We start from the raw sequence: 24,588 nt of genomic DNA on the forward strand, positions 1-24,588 counted from the left end.
GTAACGGGCGTTGCAGAGAAGAGGGGATTAGCGATTCGCGACAATAATCCGGTTTTTCCCTTCCTGTTTGGCTTTGTATAGCGCTTCATCAACACGCATGATCAACTGTTCCTGCGCTTCCAGATTCCATTCCCCGAGTCCGGCGCTAAAGGTGACGTGCAGACCCTCTTCACGCCATGAGCGCTGCGCGACCTCAATGCGCCAGCGTTCCAGTAGGGTATGCGCATTGTTCAATTGTTCACCCGAGAACAGCACGGCAAACTCCTCACCGCCATAGCGATAGACGGACACGGCGGCGGGTTGCATGATCTGAATCCCTTCGCGCGCGACGTTGCGCAGGACGATGTCGCCATTCAAATGTCCCCAGGTATCATTGATGGATTTAAAGTTATCAATATCCACCAGTGCCAGGGCGAACGGTTGGTGATCGTTCATCAGTGCGGCGATATCGCTGTCAAAAGCGCGGCGGTTTTTACAACCGGTCAGGGCATCAATGGTCGCCTGTCGGACGTAAGCCAGTTCGCGCTCCTTATTGGATTCGATAGCTTTGCTCAGCATTGCTTCAAGGCGCGGTGCGCGTTTCACGTCGCCGGTCTTGATCGCGTTGATGATATTCATCAGCACCGTGCGTGAGGCGTGGCGTAGATAGAGACCAAACAGCGCAATGATGATCGCCGCAAGGGCAAATCCCCAGGCCACAATGTTGGTTTCATGGCGTGTCAGGTCGACGAGTGTTGTATCTGAAACCCGATAAATCACAAACCAGTCCGGGTTGGTGAATGAATAGTAGTAGTACCAGTCCTGCGTATCCGGGTCGTACAGATGTCCTTCACCGCTGGTCATCCGGTTCATGGTTTTTTTACTGACATACTGTTTAAACAGCGCGCCCGTATCCGGATGCAATACCACTTTTCCATCACGGTCGACCACAAAGAACTCACCCTGGACGGGAGCCACCATCTGACGCAGTGCGTAACCCATTGACGTCAGATCAAGATGAAACGCAATCGTACCTTTCATTTTCCCTTCGGGAGAGATGACCGGTTTGTAGATCGTCACCGTTGGGTGGTGCGTAAAATAGTCAATATAGGGTGCGGTATAGTTGCTAAACGTACTGGCTTCAGCCTGATCCATAAACCAGGGGCGCGATTTCACGTCGAACGTTTTGCTGCGATCGGTGTTTTGCACCTGGGGCGCGCGCAGGTAATGGCCTTCTGTATCCACCAATGAGATCGAGGAGACTGACGGCATCAGCGTCTGCAATTGCATGATGGTTTTCAGACCCTGTTCCGGGTCAAGGTTTACCGTGTTGTTCAACTGGTCATCGCGAGAAAAGTAGGTCGCCGCCCGGCCAAGAATATAATCATTTTCGCGCAGCAAAGACTCGGTGTAGTTCACCGCCAGGTTATGGGTGAAGTTCCGATTAATGCCATGATAATCTTCAAGAAAATCATTCTTCTGCGTAAAGGTAATGAATATGGCGATCAATACAAAGCTGAGTATGATCCCCGTAAAGCTCACCAATATTGGAGTCGTGAATGAAAGTTTTCTGTTATGACCGGCCATTACTGTACTTATCCAGAAAGTGTAAATCCTGAAGAGAAGTGCGAAGTGAAGCCAGCAACGTGGCTCTGCATATCAGGAAAGAATGTAGGCAATTATAATCTCGCTGATATAAGTCGAGATGATTTATCTTAAGAAGTGTACACCCCAGTGGCCATTTTTGGCTGAAATTGGCGTTTTATCTCGCTGATTTCGGTGAAGGCAGGGCGAAACGAGGAAGAAGCTTTTCGCCCTGGACAGCGCAACGGCTGACGGTGATACGTTAAAAAAGTGAGAGGCTAACGACAACCTCTCGTTTTCTCTCTTTCGTCGCGGCTCGTAAAAGAGTTACCGCCTTTGCAAGGCGGTTCATAGCCTTTGCGAAGCGCGCCCCAGATACGCATCCCAGTCCTTCCATACCGGCTGAAGTCCCTGCGCGGAAAGCGCATCGGCGACAGTTTCGGGACGGCGGTTGTCATGCGGCGCGAACTGTTCCAGTTCGGGGTGATCGTCCGCATATCCGCCAGGCTGGGTTTTCGAGAACGCGCTGACATTGTTAATCGCCAGCGGGATCACGTGGTCACGAAACCAGGGCGATTCCCGCGTAGACAACGACAGCTCAATCTCCGGCGCCAGCAGACGGAACGCGCAAATGGTTTGTACCAGTTGACGCTCATCCATGATTGAGGCGGGCTCAATACCGCCAGCGCATGGGCGCAAGCGTGGGAACGAAATCGAGTAGCGGCTTTGCCAGTAGTGCTGCTGAAGCCACAGCAGATGCTCAGCAACCATATAGCAATCCACCCGCCAGTTGTCGGAAAGACCAATCAGCGCCCCGAGGCCGATTTTGTCGATACCTGCGCGCCCCAGCCGGTCCGGGGTTTCCAGACGCCAGAAGAAATCCTGTTTTTTCCCCTTCAGATGGTGCTGCGCGTACATCGCCTCGTGATACGTCTCCTGATAGACCATCACTCCGTCGAGCCCCAGCGTTTTCAGTTCGGCATATTCCGCCTCGGCTAATGGCTGAACCTCCATCTGTAATGACGAAAACTGCTGGCGAATGGTGGGTAAGTGGCGACGGAAATAGTCCATCCCGACCTTTGCCTGATGCTCGCCGGTGACCAGCAGGAGATGCTCGAAACCCAACTCGCGGATCGCCGCGCATTCGCGGGCAATTTCCGCGTCATCCAGCGTTTTGCGCTTGATGCGGTTACTCATCGAAAAACCACAGTAGGTACAGTCGTTAGCGCACAGATTGGAGAGATACAGCGGGACGTAAAAGCTCACCGTATTGCCGAAGCGCTGGCGGGTGAGCTTTTGCGCCTGTTGTGCCAGCGGTTCAAGGTATGCGCTCGCGGCAGGTGACAGCAGTGCCATCATATCGTCGCGGCTGGGGTGGGGCGCATTTAGCGCCCGCTCAACGTCAGCGGACGTTTTGCTGTTGATGCGCAGGCGGATGTCGTCCCAGTCGAGTTGCTGCCAGCGATCGGTGAACGTTTTCATGCTGAAGCCTCCAGAAAACCGGTCAGCGGGCTGGTGGCCTGCGCCTGACGGCTGCGGCTACCCGGTCCAGCCTGACGCGCCAGAAGACCCGCGTCCACCGCCAGACGGAAAGCGCGGGCCATCATCACCGGATCGTCCGCCACGGCAATCGCCGTATTCACCAGCACCGCGTCCGCGCCCATTTCCAGCGCCTGCGTGGCGTGGCTGGGTACGCCGATTCCGGCATCCACCACCACCGGAACGGTGGACTGCTGGATAATGATCTCCAGCATGGCCCGGGTTTCCAGCCCCTGATTAGAGCCAATCGGCGCGCCGAGCGGCATTACCGCTGCACAGCCCACCTCTTCCAGCCGTTTGCACAGTACCGGATCCGCACCGCAGTAAGGCAGCACCACAAATCCTTGTTTTACCAGCGCCTCGGCAGCTTTCAGCGTTTCAATGGGATCCGGCAATAACCAGCGCGCATCGGGGTGAATTTCCAGCTTCAGCCAATGGGTACCGAGCGCCTCGCGCGCAAGTTGTGCGGCAAAGATTGCCTCTTCCGCCGTTTTCGCCCCGGACGTGTTGGGCAGCAACGTGACGCCCGCGTCGATAAGGGGAGCCAGGATGGCGTCATTATGCTGGCGCAAATCCACACGCTTCATGGCCAGCGTCACCAGTTGGCTACCGGAGGCGCGGATCGCGTCAATCATTAATGCTGGTGATGCAAACTTACCCGTACCCGTGAACAGATGCGAATCAAACGTTTTATCTGCAATACGTAACATGTCAACCCCCCGCGATAACCTGAAAAAGCAGGATCTGGTCGCCTTCCTGCACGATGTGCTGCTCCCACTGCTCGCGGGGCAGGATCTGTTGATTCAGCGCCAGTGCGGCGCCGGGTTTTAACTGATTCAATTGAATCAGCAGCTTATGCACGGAGAGTCCCTCTGCACACTGCATTGGCTCATCATTGAACTGTATTCGCATGTCGCCCTCCACACACCGGACACCCGCTGGCGCGGTGTAATGCTAGGCTGCGCCACTGACTGGTTTTGCCGTCAAACAGGCGCAGTTCGCCGCCGGGTATCTCCATACCGCTGAGCAGTTTGATCGCTTCCAGCGCCTGCAGGGTCCCCATCACCCCGACGACGGGACCGATAACGCCCGCCGTACGACAGTTGCGCTCGGGTTCTGCGTCGTCTGGCCATAAGCAGCGATAGCAGCCTTGCGTCCAGGGCGGCGTCAACACCATCAACTGGCCGCCAAAACCGACCGCGCTGGCGGTAATCAGCGGGGTATCAAGCGCCACGCAGGCGGCGTTAATTTCCTGACGCGTCGCCATGTTGTCGGTGCAGTCGAGCACGACATCTGCTTGCGCCACCGCATGTCTGAGCGCCTCTCCACTCAGACGCTGCGTCAGCGAGAGCAGTTCGATATCCGGATTGAGTCGTGCCAACCGCTGCTGTGCAACCTGCGATTTAGCGCGGGCAATATCATCCGTGGTGAACAGGATCTGCCGTTGCAGATTGCTGAGGTGAACGTCATCGTCGTCAGCCAGCACCAGCGTACCGACACCGGCGCCTGCCAGATACAGCGCGGCCGGTGAGCCTAATCCGCCCAGCCCGACGATCAGCACACGGCTGGCAAGCAGCTTTTGCTGACCGTCAATAGCGATATCGCCCAGCAGGATCTGACGGCTATAGCGCATAAAGTCACGGTCATTCATCGCCTGCTCCTGCTATTGCCAGCAACTGCGCGGTGGCTGCTCGCCAGTCTTCGGCCTGGGTAATGGCGCTGACCACCGCAATACTCCCTACGCCAGTCGCCAGTACTGCGGGCGCGCGCTCCAGGCTGATCCCGCCAATGGCGACGGTTGGGTAATCGTTCAGACGATTGATATGCTGCGCGAGTTGCTCCAGTCCCTGCGGCGCAGACGGCATCTGCTTAGTCTGCGTCGGGAAGACGTGGCCCAGCGCGATGTAAGAGGGACGTGCCGCCAGCGCCACGTCGATCTCCATATCGTCGTGCGTCGAGACGCCCAGGCGTAATCCTGCCGCCTGAATCGCCTTCAGATCGGTGGTTTCCAGATCTTCCTGACCCAGATGCACGCCATATGCACGGTGTTTGATCGCCAGCCGCCAGTAATCGTTAATAAACAGACGGGCGTTGTATTTCCGCCCCAGTTCGATAGCGGCAACCACATCGGCTTCCACCTCTTCATCGCGCTTATCTTTGATGCGCAGTTGAAGCGTCTTCACGCCAGCGTCGAGCAGGCGCGCGATCCACGCCACGCTGTCGACAACCGGATAGAGGCCCAGGCGAAAAGGAACCGTCGGGAAATCAGGTTGAACCATCAGGCTTCCTCCCGTTTGAGGTAGATTTCTCCGCCTTTAGCGCGGAAGTTTTCTGACATATCCGCCATTCCCACTTCGATTGTCTGGGCGGCGGCGTAGTCACGAACCTCCTGACTGATTTTCATTGAGCAGAATTTCGGGCCGCACATGGAGCAGAAGTGCGCCACTTTGCCGGACTCCTGGGGCAGGGTTTCGTCGTGGTAGGCGCGGGCGGTGAACGGGTCGAGCGCCAGATTAAACTGGTCTTCCCAGCGGAATTCAAAGCGCGCTTTCGACATCGCGTTATCACGGATTTGCGCCCCCGGATGCCCTTTCGCCAGGTCGGCGGCATGGGCGGCAATCTTGTAGGTAATCAGCCCCTGTTTGACATCTTCTTTGTTCGGCAGCCCGAGGTGCTCTTTCGGCGTGACGTAGCAGAGCATCGCGCAGCCAAACCAGCCGATCATCGCCGCGCCAATCCCTGAGGTGAAATGATCGTAACCCGGTGCGATATCGGTGGTCAGTGGGCCTAAGGTGTAGAATGGCGCTTCGTGACAGTGATCCAGCTCTTCGGTCATATTGCGACGGATCATCTGCATCGGCACGTGGCCCGGGCCTTCAATCATCACCTGCACATCGTATTCCCAGGCGATCTTCGTCAGTTCTCCCAGCGTATGCAGCTCCGAGAATTGCGCCTCGTCGTTGGCGTCCTGAAGGGAACCTGGACGCAGGCCATCGCCAAGCGACAGCGATACATCATAGGCGGCGCAGATTTCACAAATCTCGCGGAAGTGCTGGTAGAGGAAGTTCTCTTTGTGATGAGAGAGACACCATTTCGCCATAATGGATCCCCCGCGCGAGACAATCCCTGTCAGACGTTTCGCGGTCATCGGCACATAGCGCAGCAGCACCCCGGCATGGATGGTGAAGTAGTCCACCCCCTGTTCGGCCTGCTCCAGCAGCGTATCGCGGAAGGCTTCCCAGGTCAGATCTTCAGCGATCCCGTTGACCTTCTCCAGCGCCTGGTAGATCGGTACGGTGCCGATCGGTACCGGACTGTTACGCAGGATCCACTCACGGGTTTCGTGAATATAGCGACCGGTGGAGAGGTCCATTACGGTGTCCGCTCCCCAGCGCGTTGACCACACCAGTTTCTCCACTTCTTCTTCAATGGAGGAGGTGACGGCGGAATTACCGATGTTGGCATTCACTTTCACCAGGAAGTTACGGCCAATAATCATGGGCTCAGATTCCGGGTGGTTGATGTTGGCAGGGATGATCGCCCGTCCGGCGGCCACTTCATCACGCACAAATTCCGGCGTGATGTTCTCCGGCAGGCGTGCGCCAAATCCTTCGCCAGGATGCTGCTGGCGTAACACTTCACTGCGGATGCGTTCACGGCCCATGTTTTCACGAATGGCGATAAACTCCATTTCCGGGGTGACGATCCCCTGGCGGGCGTAGTGCAACTGAGTCACGCATTTACCCGCTTTGGCGCGTTTTGGCGTCAGCAAGCCGGTGAAGCGCAGCTCGTCCAGACCGTCGTCGGCCAGGCGTGCTTTGGTGTATGCTGAGCTCCGATCGGTCAGCACCTCGCTGTCGTGACGGGCGTCAATCCACGGTTGGCGCAGCTTCGCCAGACCCTGCTGAACGTTGATCGCCACCTCGGGATCGCCGTAGGGACCGGACGTGTCGTACACCGGAATCGCTTCGTTCTCTTCAAACTGCGGCTCCGCTTTGCTACCGCCGATGAGCGTCGGGCTAAGCTGGATCTCTCGCATCGGAATGCGGATATCGCTCGTCGAGCCGGTGATGTAGATGCGTCTGGAGTTCGGGAAAGCGGTGCCTTCCAGCGTATCGATAAAGTGTTGTGCTTGCGCGCGCTGTTCGCGGCGGGACAATTTAGGGGTAGTTGCAGACATAGCTCATTCCAAAAAAGTAAGGAGATGGCTTGTCAGACGACGGAGGAGTAATAGGTGTGCGCCGCCCGTTAAGGCTTACGCATAAAGCAGAATTACTCTTGTTCCCTTCGCAGGTTTTAACCTGATCAGGTTCCGCGGATCCCGAATTAACGGTCTCAGCCGGTGTTTTCACACCAGGCACTCCGACAAGATGTAACCTCTGATAAGAGGCAATAGGGGTAAATTACGCGTTATGTGCGCCGAACTCAAGCAGGACGTTTAATGACCGCATTGTCATGCATGGCGTCAAAGACCAGCATGATCAGCTTATCTTCCAGCGCAAATCGGGCTTCCAGCGCTTCGCCGAGATCGGATAAAACCTGCTGAAACTCCAGGCAGTTATCGTGATCAATCGCCGTTTCCAGGCTGGAGTCATAGTAGTCCATAATGCGTTGTGTGTTAGCTTCCAGTAGCGGCCAAATTTTTGTCGCTTTTAAAAGCTGCCCGTTACCTTCCAATTTATACAGAATACGTTCATAAATACTGAAGTGTCCGGTGGAAAGGTAGTCGACCAGGCTCTGACAAAAATCATCCAGCGCTTTTTCATTCAGCCGCATGTACGATTCTTTGCCAGGCTTAATGCCAACCAGATTGTAGTAAGCCACGAGCAGATGCTTACGTATATGTAGCCAGCGATCAACCAGTTTGTTACTTCCTCTGACGCGCTCTGTCAGGTCTTCCAGCTGGTTTAGCATGATTGACTCCGCAAGTGTAGATTTAAAAACTGCTCACGCAGGAATTGTAAAAATAATGTTATCAACATGCCAGTGAAGCAAAGGTAGTGCAAGAGCTATGGATCGTATTATTGAAAAATTAGATCACGGCTGGTGGATCGTCAGCCATGAGCAAAAATTATGGTTGCCTCATGGCGAATTGCCACACGGCGACGCGGCAAATTTCGATCTTGTCGGGCAGCCAGCGCTGCAAATCGGAGAGTGGGAAGGGGAGCCCGTCTGGCTGGTGCTACAGCATCGGCGTCACGAGATGGGATCGGTTCGTCAGGTGCTCGATCAGGATGCGGGGCTGTTTCAACTGGCGGGTCGCGGTGTGCAACTGGCTGAGTTTTATCGATCGCATAAGTTCTGCGGCTACTGCGGGCACCCGATGCAGCCGAGTAAAACCGAATGGGCGATGCTCTGTACCCACTGCCGTGAACGTTACTATCCGCAAATCGCCCCCTGCATTATCGTCGCCATTCGCCGTGAGGATTCGATTCTGCTTGCCCAACACGTTCGCCATCGCAACGGCGTACATACCGTACTTGCCGGATTTGTTGAGGTGGGTGAAACCCTGGAACAGGCGGTGGCGCGTGAGGTGATGGAAGAGAGCGGCATTAAAATTAAAAACCTGCGCTATATCACCTCGCAGCCGTGGCCTTTCCCGATGTCGCTGATGACCGCGTTTATGGCGGAGTATGACAGCGGCGAGATCGTCATCGACCCGAAAGAGCTGCTGGAGGCTAACTGGTATCGCTACGATGATCTACCGCTCCTGCCGCCGCCAGGCACCGTCGCACGGCGTCTGATCGAAGATACCGTGGCAATGTGTCGGGCTGAGTATGAATGACATGATACACTGACGGCCTGACGCAATAAGGAACTGCAAAAATGACCGAACTGAAGAACGATCGTTATCTGCGTGCGCTGCTGCGCCAGCCCGTTGATGTCACCCCGGTATGGATGATGCGCCAGGCGGGCCGCTATTTACCGGAATATAAAGCCACCCGCGCAGAGGCGGGCGATTTTATGTCGCTGTGCAAAAATGCCGAGCTGGCCTGTGAAGTGACGCTCCAGCCGCTGCGCCGTTATCCGCTTGATGCGGCGATCCTCTTCTCGGATATCCTGACCATTCCGGATGCGATGGGGCTGGGGCTCTATTTTGAAGCCGGCGAAGGTCCGCGTTTCACCGCTCCGGTGGCTTGCAAAGCCGATGTCGACAAACTGCCGGTTCCCGATCCGGAAGATGAACTGGGCTACGTGATGAATGCGGTACGCACGATTCGTCGCGAGCTAAAAGGCGACGTGCCGCTGATTGGTTTCTCCGGCAGTCCGTGGACGCTGGCGACCTACATGGTGGAAGGCGGAAGCAGTAAAGCCTTTACCGTGATTAAAAAGATGATGTATGCCGACCCGAAAACGCTGCATGCGCTGCTTGATAAGCTGGCGAAGAGCGTCACGCTGTATCTCAATGCTCAAATCAAGGCGGGCGCACAGTCGGTGATGATTTTCGACACCTGGGGCGGCGTGCTGACCGGGCGCGATTATCAGCAGTTCTCGCTGTATTACATGCACAAAATCGTCGATGGCCTGCTGCGTGAAAACGACGGTCGCCGCGTGCCGGTGACGCTATTCACCAAAGGCGGCGGACAGTGGCTGGAAGCCATGGCGGAAACCGGCTGCGATGCGCTCGGACTCGACTGGACCACCGATATTGCCGATGCCCGTCGTCGTGTGGGGCATAAAGTGGCCTTGCAGGGCAACATGGATCCATCGATGCTCTATGCGCCTGCGGCGCGTATCGAAGAAGAAGTGGCGACGATCCTCTCCGGTTTCGGACAGGGCGAGGGCCATGTTTTTAACCTCGGCCACGGCATTCATCAGGATGTGCCGCCAGAGCATGCTGGCGTCTTTGTTGAGGCGGTTCACCGCTTATCTGCGCAGTATCATAAGTAGAGCGTCAGTATGGATCTCGCATCGCTACGTGCTCAGCAGCGTGAACTGGCCTCATCGGTGATCCGTGCGGATCGTTTCGATAACGATCCGCCGGAACTGATCGCCGGTGCCGACGTCGGGTTTGAGCAAGGTGGTGAGGTAACGCGAGCCGCGATCGTGCTGCTGAAATATCCCTCGCTGGAATTGGTCGAATACCAGGTGGCGCGGATCGCCACCACCATGCCTTATATCCCCGGCTTTCTCTCATTTCGCGAGTATCCCGCGCTGTTGGCCGCGTGGGAACAATTGCCGCAAAAACCGGATTTAGTGTTTGTGGATGGACACGGTATCTCACACCCGCGTCGTCTCGGCGTGGCCAGCCACTTTGGGCTGCTGGTGGATGTGCCCACCATTGGCGTGGCGAAAAAGCGTCTGTGCGGCACGTTTGGGCCCCTTGGTGATGAACCCGGCGCACTGGCGCCGCTGATGGACAAAGATGAACAACTGGCATGGGTCTGGCGCAGCAAAGCGCGCTGTAATCCGCTGTTTATCGCTACGGGCCATCGTGTCGGGTTGGACAGCGCTCTGGCGTGGGTGCAGCGCTGTATGAAAGGTTACCGCCTGCCGGAGCCAACCCGTTGGGCGGATGCGGTGGCATCTGAACGTCCGGCGTTTATGCGATGGCAGGAAATTCAGCCCTGATTGCGGTACACTGCCGCTAATTTCTGATTCGAGAATTCATCATGTTACAAAACCCGATTCATCTGCGTCTGGAACGTCTGGAAAGCTGGCAGCACGTCACGTTTATGGCCTGCCTGTGTGAGCGTATGTACCCGAACTATGCCATGTTCTGCCAACAGACCGGGTTTGGCGACGGACAAGTGTACCGCCGTATTCTGGACCTGATCTGGGAAACACTGACGGTCAAAGACGCGAAAGTGAATTTCGACAGCCAACTGGAGAAGTTTGAAGAAGCGATTCCGGCGGCAGACGATTATGACCTGTATGGGGTTTATCCGGCCATTGATGCCTGCGTGGCGTTAAGCGAGCTGGTTCATTCCCGTTTGAGCGGTGAGACGCTGGAACACGCCATTGAAGTCAGCAAGACGTCCATAACCACGGTTGCGATGCTGGAAATGACCCAGGCAGGTCGAGAAATGAGCGATGAAGAGCTCAAAGATAACCCGGCGGTGGAGCAAGAGTGGGATATTCAGTGGGAAATATTCCGACTTTTAGCTGACAGCGAAGAACGCGACATTGAGCTGATAAAAGGGCTTAGAGCAGACCTGCGTGAGGCTGGCGAGAGCAATATCGGTATAAATTTGCAGCAGTAAGACACGAAAACGTGATTTAACTTCTGAATTGTCGTACCTGAAGGCTTCCCTTCCGCCCCCCGTCTGGTCTACATTTGGAGGGCGAAAAAAAGTGGCTATCGGTGCGTGTATGCAGGAGAGTGCTTTTCTGGCATTTCCGTCGCACTCGATGCTTAGCAAGCGATAAACACATTGTAAGGATAACTTATGAACAAGACTCAACTGATTGATGTAATTGCAGACAAAGCAGAACTGTCCAAAACCCAGGCTAAAGCTGCTCTGGAATCCACTCTGGCTGCTATTACTGAGTCTCTGAAAGAAGGCGATGCTGTACAACTGGTTGGTTTCGGTACCTTCAAAGTGAACCACCGTGCTGAGCGCACTGGCCGCAACCCGCAGACCGGTAAAGAAATCAAAATCGCCGCAGCTAACGTACCGGCGTTTGTTTCTGGTAAAGCACTGAAAGACGCAGTTAAGTAAGACCGCGTGGCTGTGAACAGTTTTAATGAAGGGGCGGCTTCGCCCCTTTCGTCTGTCTGGCGTCGTACGTTGACGTTAGCAGGCGTGCTGTTGCTGACGGCCTGTAGCCATAACGCCTCTCTTCCGCCGTTTACCGCCAGTGGGTTTGCTGACAACCAGGGGGCGGTGCGTATCTGGCGTAAAGATGCGTCAGATGGCGTCCATATGCTTTCGGTGTTTAGTCCGTGGCGTAATGGCAGTACCACAACCAGCGAGTACCGCTGGCAGGGTGATTCCCTTTCACTGATAGAACTCAATATTTATGGCGAACCGCCGGAGCATATCCGCGTGCGTTTTGACGATCGCGGCGAGCTAAGCTTTATGCAGCGCGAAGTCGATGGCCATAAACAGCAGTTGTCGAACGACCAAATCGAATTGTACCGTTATCGTGCCGAGCAGATCCGCCAGACCAGCGATGCATTGCGACAGGGGCGGGTGGTCTTGCGTCAGGGACGCTGGCATGCCGCTGAACGTACGGTTACCACCTGCGAAGGCGAGACGATTAAACCGGATTTAGATGCCTGGGCGATGGGTCACATTGAGCGCCGCCAGAGCCGTTCATCTGTTGACGTCAGCGTGGCATGGCTGGAGGCGCCCGAAGGGTCACAGCTTCTGCTGGTGGCGAATTCCGATTTCTGTCACTGGCAGCCAAAAGAAAAAACGTTTTGATGGATGCCGGATGGCAGCCTACACCAGACATTCTGTAGGCCTGATAAGCGTAGCGCCATCAGGCAAAACATTACCAGCGCCCCATATGACCGCCGCCACCGCATCCGCCGTAACCCATCCCCATACCGCCAGGGACACCGGCCTGAGCCATGGCAACATCCCGTTTCACCCGCTGTTCATCCAGTGACTGTCTTAAGGTTTCCATCTCTTTCGCTACCGCGTTGATTTTGGCGGTATCCGGCGGATTCGTTGCTAACAGCGCGTTGTATTCATAGCGTTTGGACATCAGTTGCTGGCGTAAGGCGTTAGTCTGGTTGTAAAAGTCATTATGGATTTTTTGCGCGGCAGCCTGCTGCTCTGCGCTCAGTCCACTGCCATTCTGTTGCCACATGCCGCCGCCGTTCCCCCAGTGATGTCGCGCCAGTGCGGGGCTGGAGCCCAGCACCATCAAAGAGAGGGCGATCAGCGCCAGGCCTGCTTTTTTCGTGTTCCTTTTCATCATTTATCCTCCTGTGGGTGGTCTTATCTTCCGTATTGCATCTTCCGTGCCAGACCGATTTTTCCCGCCCGGTGTGGGTTCTGGCGACGCGCAGGCTGGCAAAGCGAGTAAAAATGACTCGCCGGAAGGATGCAGTGGGTCATTTTTACCCGGCGGTGTCGGCAGTTTGTGTGGCAAGACCGGGATACGGGCCGCGAAAAGTGGCATGATTTCTGCTGAAGCAAAAAAGGGATTGAGTCACTCAGAGCTGATGAGAATGATGCGAGAACATAAGGATACGGTAGCCCGATGGTTGAGCGGCGTGCTACCCGCCATCATCCTGATTCTGGTTGGGCTATTTGCCGTGATGGTGATCCGCGATTACGGACGGGAAAGTGACGCAGCGCGGCAGACGCTGCTGGAAAAAGGCAGTGTGCTGATCCGTGCGCTGGAGTCGGGGACGCGCGTCGGGATGGGCATGCGGATGCATCATGCTCAGCAGCAAACGCTGCTCGAAGAGATGGCGGGGCAGCCTGGCGTACTGTGGTTTGCCGTGACGGATGCGCAGGGCAACGTTGTCATGCACAGCGATCCTGCCCTGGTCGGGAAAACGCTCTACTCGCCGGCAGAGATGCAAACATTACATCCGGGAGAAGAGGCGCGCTGGCGTGCGCTTGACGCGACGGATGCGCAGGGGGAAACCGTTCCGGCGCTGGAGATCTATCGTCAGTTCCAGCCACTGTTTTTCCCCGGACGACACGGGATGCGCGGGATGTCGCGTGGCAATGCCGGAATGCCGGGTTCTGCCCATCAGTCTATTTTTATCGCCTTTGATGCCAGTGAGTTGGCCGTGACGCAGGCGCGTGAGTGGCGCAATACGCTGATTATGCTTTTCGCACTGACCACCGTATTGCTGGCGACCCTCCTGACATTCTTCTGGTACCGGCGATACCTGCGTTCTCGCCAGCTATTGCAGGATGAGATGAACCGTAAAGAGAAGCTGGTGGCGCTCGGGCATCTGGCGGCAGGTGTCGCGCACGAGATTCGTAATCCACTGTCTTCCATCAAAGGGCTGGCGAAGTACTTTGCTGAACGCGCGCCGGCGGGCGGTGAAGCGCATGAACTGGCGCAGGTGATGGCGAAAGAGGCCGATCGTTTAAACCGGGTGGTAAGCGAGCTGCTGGAGCTGGTAAAGCCTGCGCACTTGTCTTTGCAGTCGGTGGATCTGAATGCGGTGATTGGCCACTCTCTGCAACTGGTCAGCCAGGACGCGCAGAGTCGGGCGATAGATCTGCAATTTGTGTCTGACCCTGCGCTACCGCCCATTCAGGCCGACCCGGACCGGCTGACCCAGGTGTTGCTGAATCTTTATCTGAACGCGATTCATGCCATCGATCGGCAGGGGACCATCCGCGTTGAGGCAAGCACAAGCGGAGCCGATCGCGTTAAAATCACCGTTGCAGACAGTGGGAAAGGGATTGCGGCGGAACAGCTGGCCGCCATTTTCACCCCTTATTTCACGACTAAAGCGGACGGTACGGGGCTGGGGTTGGCGGTGGTACAGAACATCATTGAACAACATGGCGGGACGATTCAGGCGAATAGCTTGCCAGGAAAGGGCGCAACGTTCACCCTCTGGCTCCCGGTGACGTTAACACGTAAGGATTCACAAGGATGATTCGCGCAAAGATCGACATTCTGGTGGTGGATGACGACGTCAGCCACTGCACTATTTTACAGGCATTACTGCGAGGATGGGGCTATGACGTCGCGCTGGCCTACAGCGGGCGAGCCGCACTCGAGCAGGTGCGTGAACACGTCTTTGACCTCGTGCTGTGCGATGTACGCATGGCGGAGATGGACGGCATCGAAACGCTGAAAGAGATCAAAGCGCTGAACCCGGCCATTCCGGTGCTGATCATGACCGCGTTTTCCAGCGTGGAGACGGCGGTAGAGGCGCTAAAAACCGGTGCGCTGGATTACTTAATCAAACCGCTGGATTTTGACAATCTGCAAACGACGCTGGAAAACGCGCTGGCGCATACGCGAACGCCCGCCAGCGAGCTGCCGTCAGTTTCCGCCTCGCAGTTTGGGATGGTCGGCAAAAGCCCGGCGATGCAGCAACTGCTGAGTGAAATTGCGATGGTTGCGCCTTCCGATGCGACGGTGCTGATTCATGGTGATTCCGGTACCGGGAAAGAGCTGGTGGCGCGCGCGCTGCATGCCAGCAGCGGGCGGAGCGACAAGCCGCTGGTGACGTTGAACTGCGCGGCACTCAACGAGTCACTACTGGAATCTGAGCTGTTCGGCCATGAAAAAGGCGCATTTACCGGTGCCGACAAGCGCCGGGAAGGGCGCTTTGTCGAAGCCGATGGCGGCACGCTGTTTCTTGATGAGATTGGTGATATCTCGCCGATGATGCAGGTGCGGTTGCTGCGGGCGATTCAGGAACGCGAAGTCCAGCGCGTGGGCAGCAACCAGACGATCTCGGTCGATGTCCGGCTGATCGCGGCGACTCATCGCGATCTGGCGGAAGAGGTGAAGGTCGGGCGCTTTCGTCAGGATCTCTACTATCGCCTGAATGTGGTGACCATTGAAACGCCCGCGCTGCGTCAGCGGCGGGAAGATATCCCCCTGTTGGCTGACCACTTTCGCCAGCGGTTTGCCGAACGCAACCGTAAGGCGGTGAAAGGGTTTACCCCGCGGGCGATGGATTTGCTGATTCACTACGACTGGCCGGGGAATATCCGCGAACTGGAAAATGCGATTGAGCGTTCAGTGGTCCTGCTGACCGGAGAGTATATTTCTGAGCGCGAGCTGCCGCTGGCGATCGCGAGTCAGCCGCTGCCGCACATGACGGAACAGACCATTCAGCCGCTGGTGGAGGTTGAAAAAGAGGTGATTCTGGCGGCACTGGAGAAAACGGGCGGCAATAAAACGGAAGCCGCCCGCCAGTTAGGGATTACGCGAAAGACGCTGCTCGCGAAACTGTCGCGTTAGTTCTGCTCACGCTCGATGGCGCGCCAGCCGATGTCTTTACGGCAGAAACAGTCGTCCCAGTGGATATCGGTCATTAAGGCATAGGCGCGTTTTTGCGCCTCAGCCACCGTATCACCCAGCGCAGTGACGCACAGCACGCGACCCCCGCTGGTGACGACCTGCTCGTCATTGGTCAGTTGGGTACCGGCGTGGAACACTTTGCCATCTGCCACTTCTTCCAGCGGCAGACCGTGGATCACATCACCGGTGCGATAATCGCCAGGATAACCGCCCGCTGCCATCACCACACCAAGCGAGGCGCGCTCGTCCCACTCTGATTTTTGCTCATCCAGTTTGCCTTCGCAGGCAGCCAGGCAGAGTTCGACCAGATCGGATTTCATGCGCAGCATGATGGGCTGCGTTTCCGGATCGCCAAAACGGCAGTTAAATTCGATCACCTTCGGGTTGCCCTCCTTGTCGATCATCAGACCGGCATACAGGAAACCGGTATAGGTGTTACCTTCTGCCGCCATGCCTTTGACGGTTGGCCAGATGATGCGTTCCATCGTGCGCTGGTGGACGTCATCCGTCACCACCGGCGCCGGAGAATAGGCGCCCATCCCGCCGGTGTTCAGGCCGGTATCACCGTCGCCTACACGCTTATGATCCTGACTGGTCGCCATCGGCAAGACGTGCTCGCCGTCGACCATCACAATAAAGCTGGCTTCTTCGCCGTCGAGGAACTCTTCAATTACGATGCGATGACCCGCGTCGCCAAACGCATTGCCAGCCAGCATGTCATGTACGGCGGCTTCGGCTTCTTCCAGCGTCATTGCGACAATCACACCCTTACCGGCAGCCAGACCGTCAGCCTTGATGACGATCGGCGCGCCTTTCTCACGCAGATAAGCGAGGGCCGGTTCGATCTCCGTAAAGTTCTGATATTCGGCCGTCGGGATCTGGTGACGCGCAAGGAAATCCTTGGTGAACGCTTTGGAACCTTCCAGTTGAGCCGCGCCTGCGGTTGGGCCGAAGATTTTCAGGCCCGCCGCACGGAAGGTATCGACTACACCTTTCACCAGCGGCGCTTCCGGGCCGACGATCGTCAGGTCGATCTTTTCGCTCAGGGCAAAGTTCAGCAGCGCCGGAATATCGGTTGCGCCGATCGCGACGTTTTGCAGCGTCGGTTCCAGCGCGGTACCGGCATTACCCGGTGCAACAAATACGGTTGCCACTGTTGGTGACTGAGCGGCTTTCCATGCCAGAGCGTGCTCGCGCCCGCCGTTTCCGATAACTAATACTTTCATGTCTCGCTCCATTAATGGCGGAAGTGGCGCATGTCGGTGAAGATCATCGCAATGCCGTGTTCGTCAGCAGCGGCAATGACTTCATCATCACGGATGGAACCGCCAGGCTGGATCACACAGCTCACACCAACAGCGGCAGCAGCATCAATACCATCGCGGAACGGGAAGAAGGCATCGGAAGCCATGGCGGAACCTTTCACTTCCAGACCTTCATCCGCGGCTTTGATCCCGGCAATTTTGGCGGAGTAAACGCGGCTCATCTGGCCTGCGCCAATACCGATAGTCATGTTCTCTTTGGCGTAAACAATGGCGTTGGATTTTACGAACTTCGCGACCTTCCAGCAGAACAGCGCGTCACGCAGTTCCTGTTCGGTCGGCTGACGCTTCGTCACCACGCGCAGCTCACCGGCAGTGACCATACCCAGATCGCGGTCCTGAACCAGCAAACCGCCGTTAACACGTTTGAAATCCAGACCCGGCACGCGATCAGCCCACTGACCGCAGGTCAGGACGCGCACGTTCTGCTTAGCGGCGGTGATTTTCAGCGCCTCTTCGGTCGCAGATGGGGCGATGATCACTTCAACAAACTGACGGGAGATGATGGCCTGCGCTGTTTCAGCATCCAGTTCGCGGTTAAAGGCGATGATGCCGCCGAAGGCGGAGGTCGGGTCCGTTTTATACGCGCGATCGTAAGCATCCAGAATCGAGGTGCTGACCGCGACGCCGCAGGGGTTGGCGTGCTTGACGATCACACAGGCCGGCTCGCTGAACGCTTTCACACACTCCAGCGCCGCGTCGGTATCGGCGATGTTGTTATAGGAAAGCGCTTTGCCCTGGACCTGTTGAGCGGTCGCAACGGAGGCTTCTTGTACATTCTCTTCTATATAGAAGGCAGCCTGCTGGTGGCTGTTCTCGCCGTAGCGCATATCCTGCTTCTTAATGAAGTTCAGGTTCAGCGTCCGCGGAAAGCGACCCGCGGCATCTTTGCTTTCACCGTGATAGGCCGGAACCATGCTGCCAAAATAGTTGGCAATCATACTGTCGTAGGCGGCGGTGTGTTCGAAGGCTTTAATCGCGAGATCGAAACGGGTGTCGAGGGTCAGAGAACCGTCGTTGGCATCCATCTCATTAATAATGGCGTTGTAGTCGCTGCTCTTTACTACGATAGCGACATCTTTATGGTTCTTTGCGGCAGAGCGGACCATCGTCGGTCCGCCGATGTCGATGTTCTCTACGGCATCTTCCAGTGAGCAGCCTTCGCGGGCAACGGTCTGGGCGAACGGATAAAGGTTAACAACTACCATGTCGATGGGGGCGATGCCGTGCTGTTCCATAATCCCGTCATCCTGGCCGCGACGACCGAGAATGCCGCCGTGTACTTTAGGATGCAGGGTCTTCACGCGTCCATCCATCATTTCCGGGAAACCGGTGTAATCGGAAACTTCGGTCACCGGCAGACCTTTTTCTGCTAACAGACGGGCAGTGCCCCCTGTCGACAGCAGATCCACACCACGTGCGGAAAGTGCCTGGGCGAATTCGACGATACCGGCTTTGTCAGAAACACTGAGCAGGGCGCGGCGGACTGGACGACGTTGTTGCATGGTAAATCCCCTGGATTTGACGATAACAGAGAGCGTTAGCTGAATTTTTCGTGAAAAACTTAGCTAACGCCCCTTACGGGGCATCCTTGTTTTGCGGGGGCATTGTAACGAAAACGTTTGCGCAACGCTCGCGAATTTTTCTTTTTCGATTCTGGTACTGATTTTCTCTCTATATAGATCGTTAACGACAGGGAAGATCCGCTCAATGATCCCGACGATTGTGGATAAGTCTGTGTGTAAAAGGGTATAAGGCGGGGTTTTGCTGGGGAATGCAGCAGTCAGTCATTTTTCTGCAACTTTTCTATTGCGGATGCTCGGGAACTCCCTATAATGCGCCTCCATCGACACGGCGGATGTGAATCACTTCACACAAACAGCCGGTTCGGTTGAAGAGAAAAATCCTGAAAATCGGGGTTGACTCTGAAAGAGGAAAGCGTAATATACGCCACCTCGCGACAGAGCGCTAAAGCGCGTCGCAACTGCTCTTTAACAATTTATCAGACAATCTGTGTGGGCACTCAGAGTGACATGGATTCTTAACGTCGCAAGACGAAAAATGAATACCAAGTCTCAAAGAGTGAACACGTAATTCATTACGACGTTTAATTCTAAGAGCATCAAACTTAAATTGAAGAGTTTGATCATGGCTCAGATTGAACGCTGGCGGCAGGCCTAACACATGCAAGTCGAACGGTAACAGGAAGCAGCTTGCTGCTTTGCTGACGAGTGGCGGACGGGTGAGTAATGTCTGGGAAACTGCCCGATGGAGGGGGATAACTACTGGAAACGGTAGCTAATACCGCATAATGTCGCAAGACCAAAGAGGGGGACCTTCGGGCCTCTTGCCATCGGATGTGCCCAGATGGGATTAGCTTGTTGGTGAGGTAACGGCTCACCAAGGCGACGATCCCTAGCTGGTCTGAGAGGATGACCAGCCACACTGGAACTGAGACACGGTCCAGACTCCTACGGGAGGCAGCAGTGGGGAATATTGCACAATGGGCGCAAGCCTGATGCAGCCATGCCGCGTGTATGAAGAAGGCCTTCGGGTTGTAAAGTACTTTCAGCGGGGAGGAAGGGGTTAAGGTTAATAACCTTAGCCATTGACGTTACCCGCAGAAGAAGCACCGGCTAACTCCGTGCCAGCAGCCGCGGTAATACGGAGGGTGCAAGCGTTAATCGGAATTACTGGGCGTAAAGCGCACGCAGGCGGTCTGTCAAGTCGGATGTGAAATCCCCGGGCTCAACCTGGGAACTGCATTCGAAACTGGCAGGCTTGAGTCTCGTAGAGGGGGGTAGAATTCCAGGTGTAGCGGTGAAATGCGTAGAGATCTGGAGGAATACCGGTGGCGAAGGCGGCCCCCTGGACGAAGACTGACGCTCAGGTGCGAAAGCGTGGGGAGCAAACAGGATTAGATACCCTGGTAGTCCACGCCGTAAACGATGTCTATTTGGAGGTTGTTCCCTTGAGGAGTGGCTTCCGGAGCTAACGCGTTAAATAGACCGCCTGGGGAGTACGGCCGCAAGGTTAAAACTCAAATGAATTGACGGGGGCCCGCACAAGCGGTGGAGCATGTGGTTTAATTCGATGCAACGCGAAGAACCTTACCTGGTCTTGACATCCACAGAACTTTCCAGAGATGGATTGGTGCCTTCGGGAACTGTGAGACAGGTGCTGCATGGCTGTCGTCAGCTCGTGTTGTGAAATGTTGGGTTAAGTCCCGCAACGAGCGCAACCCTTATCCTTTGTTGCCAGCGGTCCGGCCGGGAACTCAAAGGAGACTGCCAGTGATAAACTGGAGGAAGGTGGGGATGACGTCAAGTCATCATGGCCCTTACGACCAGGGCTACACACGTGCTACAATGGCATATACAAAGAGAAGCGACCTCGCGAGAGTAAGCGGACCTCATAAAGTATGTCGTAGTCCGGATTGGAGTCTGCAACTCGACTCCATGAAGTCGGAATCGCTAGTAATCGTGGATCAGAATGCCACGGTGAATACGTTCCCGGGCCTTGTACACACCGCCCGTCACACCATGGGAGTGGGTTGCAAAAGAAGTAGGTAGCTTAACCTTCGGGAGGGCGCTTACCACTTTGTGATTCATGACTGGGGTGAAGTCGTAACAAGGTAACCGTAGGGGAACCTGCGGTTGGATCACCTCCTTACCTTAAAGAACCTGCCTTTGCAGTGCCCACACAGATTGTCTGATGAAAAGTGAATAGCAAGGCGTCTTGCGATTGAGACTTCAGTGTCCCCTTCGTCTAGAGGCCCAGGACACCGCCCTTTCACGGCGGTAACAGGGGTTCGAATCCCCTAGGGGACGCCACTTGCTGGTTTGTGTGAGTGAAAGTCACCTGCCTCAATATCTCAAAACTGACTTCAGAGTCATGTTTGAGATATTTGCTCTTTAAAAATCTGGATCAAGCTGAAAATTGAAACGACACACCGTTAATGGTGTGTTCGAGTCTCTCAAATTTTCGCAATCACGATGATGAATCGGAAGAAACATCTTCGGGTTGTGAGGTTAAGCGACTAAGCGTACACGGTGGATGCCCTGGCAGTCAGAGGCGATGAAGGACGTGCTAATCTGCGAAAAGCGCCGGTGAGGTGATATGAACCGCTATAGCCGGCGATGTCCGAATGGGGAAACCCAGTGCAATTCGTTGCACTATCGTTAACTGAATACATAGGTTAACGAGGCGAACCGGGGGAACTGAAACATCTAAGTACCCCGAGGAAAAGAAATCAACCGAGATTCCCCCAGTAGCGGCGAGCGAACGGGGAGCAGCCCAGAGCCTGAATCAGCATGTGTGGTAGTGGAACGGTCTGGAAAGGCCGGCGATACAGGGTGACAGCCCCGTACACAAAACCGCATGTGTTGTGAGCTCGATGAGTAGGGCGGGACACGTGGTATCCTGTCTGAATATGGGGGGACCATCCTCCAAGGCTAAATACTCCTGACTGACCGATAGTGAACCAGTACCGTGAGGGAAAGGCGAAAAGAACCCCGGCGAGGGGAGTGAAAAAGAACCTGAAACCGTGTACGTACAAGCAGTGGGAGCCTCTTTATGGGGTGACTGCGTACCTTTTGTATAATGGGTCAGCGACTTATATTCTGTAGCAAGGTTAACCGAATAGGGGAGCCGAAGGGAAACCGAGTCTTAACTGGGCGTTAAGTTGCAGGGTATAGACCCGAAACCCGGTGATCTAGCCATGGGCAGGTTGAAGGTTGGGTAACACTAACTGGAGGACCGAACCGACTAATGTTGAAAAATTAGCGGATGACTTGTGGCTGGGGGTGAAAGGCCAATCAAACCGGGAGATAGCTGGTTCTCCCCGAAAGCTATTTAGGTAGCGCCTCGTGAATTCATCTCCGGGGGTAGAGCACTGTTTCGGCTAGGGGGTCATCCCGACTTACCAACCCGATGCAAACTGCGAATACCGGAGAATGTTATCACGGGAGACACACGGCGGGTGCTAACGTCCGTCGTGAAGAGGGAAACAACCCAGACCGCCAGCTAAGGTCCCAAAGTCATGGTTAAGTGGGAAACGATGTGGGAAGGCTCAGACAGCCAGGATGTTGGCTTAGAAGCAGCCATCATTTAAAGAAAGCGTAATAGCTCACTGGTCGAGTCGGCCTGCGCGGAAGATGTAACGGGGCTAAACCATGCACCGAAGCTGCGGCAGCGACACTAAGTGTTGTTGGGTAGGGGAGCGTTCTGTAAGCCTGTGAAGGTGTGCTGTGAGGCATGCTGGAGGTATCAGAAGTGCGAATGCTGACATAAGTAACGATAAAGCGGGTGAAAAGCCCGCTCGCCGGAAGACCAAGGGTTCCTGTCCAACGTTAATCGGGGCAGGGTGAGTCGACCCCTAAGGCGAGGCCGAAAGGCGTAGTCGATGGGAAACAGGTTAATATTCCTGTACCAGGTGTTACTGCGAAGGGGGGACGGAGAAGGCTATGTTGGCCGGGCGACGGTTGTCCCGGTTTAAGCGTGTAGGTGTGTGTTCCAGGTAAATCCGGTTCACTTTAACACTGAGGCGTGATGACGAGGCACTACGGTGCTGAAGCAACAAATGCCCTGCTTCCAGGAAAAGCCTCTAAGCATCAGGTAACATCAGATCGTACCCCAAACCGACACAGGTGGTCAGGTAGAGAATACCAAGGCGCTTGAGAGAACTCGGGTGAAGGAACTAGGCAAAATGGTGCCGTAACTTCGGGAGAAGGCACGCTGATACGTAGGTGAAGCGATTTACTCGTGGAGCTGAAATCAGTCGAAGATACCAGCTGGCTGCAACTGTTTATTAAAAACACAGCACTGTGCAAACACGAAAGTGGACGTATACGGTGTGACGCCTGCCCGGTGCCGGAAGGTTAATTGATGGGGTTATCCTCGCGGAGAAGCTCTTGATCGAAGCCCCGGTAAACGGCGGCCGTAACTATAACGGTCCTAAGGTAGCGAAATTCCTTGTCGGGTAAGTTCCGACCTGCACGAATGGCGTAATGATGGCCAGGCTGTCTCCACCCGAGACTCAGTGAAATTGAACTCGCTGTGAAGATGCAGTGTACCCGCGGCAAGACGGAAAGACCCCGTGAACCTTTACTATAGCTTGACACTGAACACTGGTCCTTGATGTGTAGGATAGGTGGGAGGCTTTGAAGCGCGGACGCCAGTTCGTGTGGAGCCAACCTTGAAATACCACCCTTTAATGGCTGGTGTTCTAACGTAGGCCCGTGATCCGGGTTGCGGACAGTGTCTGGTGGGTAGTTTGACTGGGGCGGTCTCCTCCTAAAGAGTAACGGAGGAGCACGAAGGTTAGCTAATCCTGGTCGGACATCAGGAGGTTAGTGCAAAGGCATAAGCTAGCTTGACTGCGAGCGTGACGGCGCGAGCAGGTGCGAAAGCAGGTCTTAGTGATCCGGTGGTTCTGAATGGAAGGGCCATCGCTCAACGGATAAAAGGTACTCCGGGGATAACAGGCTGATACCGCCCAAGAGTTCATATCGACGGCGGTGTTTGGCACCTCGATGTCGGCTCATCACATCCTGGGGCTGAAGTAGGTCCCAAGGGTATGGCTGTTCGCCATTTAAAGTGGTACGCGAGCTGGGTTTAGAACGTCGTGAGACAGTTCGGTCCCTATCTGCCGTGGGCGCTGGAGAATTGAGGGGGGCTGCTCCTAGTACGAGAGGACCGGAGTGGACGCATCACTGGTGTTCGGGTTGTCATGCCAATGGCACTGCCCGGTAGCTAAATGCGGAAGAGATAAGTGCTGAAAGCATCTAAGCACGAAACTTGCCCCGAGATGAGTTCTCCCTGACCCTTTAAGGGTCCTGAAGGAACGTTGAAGACGACGACGTTGATAGGCCGGGTGTGTAAGCGCAGCGATGCGTTGAGCTAACCGGTACTAATGAACCGTGAGGCTTAACCTTACAACGCCGAAGATGTTTTGGCGGAATAGAGAGAATTTTCAGTTTGATACCGGATTGTAGTGCGCAATAGTTTGCGCAGCGGCAGGGCGGCAAATGAAGTGACGGAAGGAGCATACATGAGTATGTGACTGAGGTTCACGAATGCAGCCAGCGCAGCTGATGCGATAAAATATTGCGTACTGAGCACAAAAGAATTTGCCTGGCGGCTGTAGCGCGGTGGTCCCACCTGACCCCATGCCGAACTCAGAAGTGAAACGCCGTAGCGCCGATGGTAGTGTGGGGTCTCCCCATGCGAGAGTAGGGAACTGCCAGGCATCAAA

General features: G+C 55.5%; 19 protein-coding genes, 1 tRNA gene, 3 rRNA genes and 1 riboswitch. Of the genes, 12 read left to right on the forward strand and 11 right to left on the reverse strand.

All coding sequences use genetic code 11. The features are described from left to right. Positions 1 to 27: 27 nt before the first annotated feature. From WM46_RS21210 to rsd, 8 genes are all read right to left on the reverse strand, one after another. Positions 28 to 1,566, reverse strand: coding sequence for a sensor domain-containing diguanylate cyclase (locus tag WM46_RS21210; RefSeq protein ID WP_187394409.1), 1,539 nt, complete (start codon positions 1,564 to 1,566; stop codon positions 28 to 30). Positions 1,567 to 1,911: 345 nt separating this feature from the next. Continuing rightward, positions 1,912 to 3,045, reverse strand: a complete 1,134-nt coding sequence (gene thiH / locus WM46_RS21215; RefSeq protein ID WP_061075633.1) for a 2-iminoacetate synthase ThiH — start codon at positions 3,043 to 3,045, stop codon at positions 1,912 to 1,914. Next, the gene (gene thiG / locus WM46_RS21220; RefSeq protein WP_102603242.1) at positions 3,042 to 3,812 is read right to left on the reverse strand and encodes a thiazole synthase; all 771 of its coding nucleotides are present in this window, start codon (positions 3,810 to 3,812) and stop codon (positions 3,042 to 3,044) included. Before thiG ends, thiH begins: the two co-directional genes overlap by 4 nt. A 1-nt stretch (position 3,813) precedes the next feature. Continuing rightward, entirely contained in the window at positions 3,814 to 4,014 is a 201-nt protein-coding gene (gene thiS, locus WM46_RS21225) for a sulfur carrier protein ThiS (RefSeq protein ID WP_102603243.1), read from the reverse strand. After that, positions 3,995 to 4,753 carry a HesA/MoeB/ThiF family protein gene (locus tag WM46_RS21230; RefSeq protein WP_102603244.1) on the reverse strand — a complete coding sequence of 253 codons (759 nt, stop codon included), beginning with the start codon at positions 4,751 to 4,753 and terminating at the stop codon, positions 3,995 to 3,997. Before WM46_RS21230 ends, thiS begins: the two co-directional genes overlap by 20 nt. After that, a complete protein-coding gene (thiE, locus tag WM46_RS21235; protein ID WP_102603245.1) occupies positions 4,746 to 5,381 on the reverse strand; it encodes a thiamine phosphate synthase in 636 nt (211 codons plus the stop codon). The genes WM46_RS21230 and thiE overlap by 8 nt, the downstream gene beginning before the upstream one ends. Next, on the reverse strand, positions 5,381 to 7,282 hold the full coding sequence (gene thiC / locus WM46_RS21240) for a phosphomethylpyrimidine synthase ThiC (protein WP_102603246.1): 1,902 nt from the start codon (positions 7,280 to 7,282) through the stop codon (positions 5,381 to 5,383). Before thiC ends, thiE begins: the two co-directional genes overlap by 1 nt. 85 nt (positions 7,283 to 7,367) lie before the next feature. Beyond that, positions 7,368 to 7,477: riboswitch (TPP riboswitch) on the reverse strand. 50 nt (positions 7,478 to 7,527) lie between these two features. Beyond that, the gene (gene rsd, locus WM46_RS21245; protein ID WP_102603247.1) at positions 7,528 to 8,016 is read right to left on the reverse strand and encodes a sigma D regulator; all 489 of its coding nucleotides are present in this window, start codon (positions 8,014 to 8,016) and stop codon (positions 7,528 to 7,530) included. 97 nt (positions 8,017 to 8,113) lie between these two features. On the opposite strand from rsd, the gene nudC reads away from it, so the two are divergent. From nudC to WM46_RS21275, 6 genes are all read left to right on the forward strand, one after another. After that, entirely contained in the window at positions 8,114 to 8,887 is a 774-nt protein-coding gene (gene nudC / locus WM46_RS21250; RefSeq protein WP_061075628.1) for an NAD(+) diphosphatase, read from the forward strand. A 41-nt stretch (positions 8,888 to 8,928) separates the two neighbouring features. Next, positions 8,929 to 9,993 (forward strand): uroporphyrinogen decarboxylase, encoded by a 1,065-nt coding sequence (gene hemE, locus WM46_RS21255; protein WP_042326208.1) that lies wholly within the window; start codon positions 8,929 to 8,931, stop codon positions 9,991 to 9,993. Between the two features lie 9 nt (positions 9,994 to 10,002). After that, on the forward strand, positions 10,003 to 10,674 hold the full coding sequence (gene nfi / locus WM46_RS21260; RefSeq protein ID WP_102603248.1) for a deoxyribonuclease V: 672 nt from the start codon (positions 10,003 to 10,005) through the stop codon (positions 10,672 to 10,674). Between the two features lie 41 nt (positions 10,675 to 10,715). Beyond that, entirely contained in the window at positions 10,716 to 11,306 is a 591-nt protein-coding gene (locus tag WM46_RS21265; RefSeq protein ID WP_102603249.1) for a YjaG family protein, read from the forward strand. A 186-nt stretch (positions 11,307 to 11,492) separates the two neighbouring features. Next, the gene (gene hupA / locus WM46_RS21270) at positions 11,493 to 11,765 is read left to right on the forward strand and encodes a nucleoid-associated protein HU-alpha (protein WP_001044509.1); all 273 of its coding nucleotides are present in this window, start codon (positions 11,493 to 11,495) and stop codon (positions 11,763 to 11,765) included. A gap of 12 nt (positions 11,766 to 11,777) precedes the next feature. Further along, a complete protein-coding gene (locus WM46_RS21275) occupies positions 11,778 to 12,473 on the forward strand; it encodes a DUF1481 domain-containing protein (RefSeq protein ID WP_061077943.1) in 696 nt (231 codons plus the stop codon). 70 nt (positions 12,474 to 12,543) lie between these two features. Here WM46_RS21275 and zraP read toward each other — a convergent pair whose 3' ends face one another. Beyond that, positions 12,544 to 12,972, reverse strand: a complete 429-nt coding sequence (gene zraP, locus WM46_RS21280; RefSeq protein WP_061077942.1) for a zinc resistance sensor/chaperone ZraP — start codon at positions 12,970 to 12,972, stop codon at positions 12,544 to 12,546. Positions 12,973 to 13,222: 250 nt separating this feature from the next. Here zraP and zraS point away from each other — a divergent pair, with 250 nt between their 5' ends. Together zraS and zraR are read left to right on the forward strand one after the other, a co-directional pair. Beyond that, a complete protein-coding gene (gene zraS / locus WM46_RS21285) occupies positions 13,223 to 14,629 on the forward strand; it encodes a two-component system sensor histidine kinase ZraS (RefSeq protein ID WP_102603868.1) in 1,407 nt (468 codons plus the stop codon). Further along, a complete protein-coding gene (zraR, locus tag WM46_RS21290; protein ID WP_102603250.1) occupies positions 14,626 to 15,951 on the forward strand; it encodes a sigma-54-dependent response regulator transcription factor ZraR in 1,326 nt (441 codons plus the stop codon). Before zraS ends, zraR begins: the two co-directional genes overlap by 4 nt. On the opposite strand, the gene purD is transcribed toward zraR, so the two are convergent. After that, positions 15,948 to 17,237 carry a phosphoribosylamine--glycine ligase gene (gene purD, locus WM46_RS21295; RefSeq protein ID WP_102603251.1) on the reverse strand — a complete coding sequence of 430 codons (1,290 nt, stop codon included), beginning with the start codon at positions 17,235 to 17,237 and terminating at the stop codon, positions 15,948 to 15,950. The two genes, zraR and purD, sit on opposite strands and share 4 nt — an antisense overlap. Positions 17,238 to 17,248: 11 nt before the next feature. Next, complete coding sequence (purH, locus tag WM46_RS21300) at positions 17,249 to 18,838, reverse strand: bifunctional phosphoribosylaminoimidazolecarboxamide formyltransferase/IMP cyclohydrolase (protein WP_061075623.1); 1,590 nt, start codon at positions 18,836 to 18,838, stop codon at positions 17,249 to 17,251. Between the two features lie 625 nt (positions 18,839 to 19,463). Here purH and WM46_RS21310 point away from each other — a divergent pair. The 4 genes from WM46_RS21310 (at position 19,464) to rrf (ending at position 24,582) form a co-directional block, all read left to right on the forward strand. Then, positions 19,464 to 21,005: ribosomal RNA gene (locus WM46_RS21310) — 16S ribosomal RNA — on the forward strand. A gap of 85 nt (positions 21,006 to 21,090) precedes the next feature. Then, a tRNA-Glu gene (locus WM46_RS21315) sits at positions 21,091 to 21,166 on the forward strand. Between the two features lie 196 nt (positions 21,167 to 21,362). Continuing rightward, positions 21,363 to 24,268, forward strand: a 23S ribosomal RNA gene (locus WM46_RS21320). Between the two features lie 198 nt (positions 24,269 to 24,466). Then, positions 24,467 to 24,582 (forward strand): 5S ribosomal RNA (gene rrf / locus WM46_RS21325). Together the 16S, 23S and 5S rRNA genes with 1 tRNA gene alongside form the textbook arrangement of a ribosomal RNA operon. Positions 24,583 to 24,588 lie beyond the last annotated feature (6 nt).

This window comes from Citrobacter freundii complex sp. CFNIH2, assembly GCF_002880615.1.
GTDB lineage: Bacteria > Pseudomonadota > Gammaproteobacteria > Enterobacterales > Enterobacteriaceae > Citrobacter_A > Citrobacter_A amalonaticus_F.

Coding starts and splice junctions, on each gene's coding strand:
- WM46_RS21210 (WP_187394409.1), bottom strand. CDS start 1,566: ATGGCCGGTCATAACAGAAAACTTTCATTCACGACTCCAATATTGGTG.
- thiH (WP_061075633.1), bottom strand. CDS start 3,045: ATGAAAACGTTCACCGATCGCTGGCAGCAACTCGACTGGGACGACATC.
- thiG (WP_102603242.1), bottom strand. CDS start 3,812: ATGTTACGTATTGCAGATAAAACGTTTGATTCGCATCTGTTCACGGGT.
- thiS (WP_102603243.1), bottom strand. CDS start 4,014: ATGCGAATACAGTTCAATGATGAGCCAATGCAGTGTGCAGAGGGACTC.
- WM46_RS21230 (WP_102603244.1), bottom strand. CDS start 4,753: ATGAATGACCGTGACTTTATGCGCTATAGCCGTCAGATCCTGCTGGGC.
- thiE (WP_102603245.1), bottom strand. CDS start 5,381: ATGGTTCAACCTGATTTCCCGACGGTTCCTTTTCGCCTGGGCCTCTAT.
- thiC (WP_102603246.1), bottom strand. CDS start 7,282: ATGTCTGCAACTACCCCTAAATTGTCCCGCCGCGAACAGCGCGCGCAA.
- rsd (WP_102603247.1), bottom strand. CDS start 8,016: ATGCTAAACCAGCTGGAAGACCTGACAGAGCGCGTCAGAGGAAGTAAC.
- nudC (WP_061075628.1), top strand. CDS start 8,114: ATGGATCGTATTATTGAAAAATTAGATCACGGCTGGTGGATCGTCAGC.
- hemE (WP_042326208.1), top strand. CDS start 8,929: ATGACCGAACTGAAGAACGATCGTTATCTGCGTGCGCTGCTGCGCCAG.
- nfi (WP_102603248.1), top strand. CDS start 10,003: ATGGATCTCGCATCGCTACGTGCTCAGCAGCGTGAACTGGCCTCATCG.
- WM46_RS21265 (WP_102603249.1), top strand. CDS start 10,716: ATGTTACAAAACCCGATTCATCTGCGTCTGGAACGTCTGGAAAGCTGG.
- hupA (WP_001044509.1), top strand. CDS start 11,493: ATGAACAAGACTCAACTGATTGATGTAATTGCAGACAAAGCAGAACTG.
- zraP (WP_061077942.1), bottom strand. CDS start 12,972: ATGAAAAGGAACACGAAAAAAGCAGGCCTGGCGCTGATCGCCCTCTCT.
- zraS (WP_102603868.1), top strand. CDS start 13,223: ATGAGAATGATGCGAGAACATAAGGATACGGTAGCCCGATGGTTGAGC.
- zraR (WP_102603250.1), top strand. CDS start 14,626: ATGATTCGCGCAAAGATCGACATTCTGGTGGTGGATGACGACGTCAGC.
- purD (WP_102603251.1), bottom strand. CDS start 17,237: ATGAAAGTATTAGTTATCGGAAACGGCGGGCGCGAGCACGCTCTGGCA.
- purH (WP_061075623.1), bottom strand. CDS start 18,838: ATGCAACAACGTCGTCCAGTCCGCCGCGCCCTGCTCAGTGTTTCTGAC.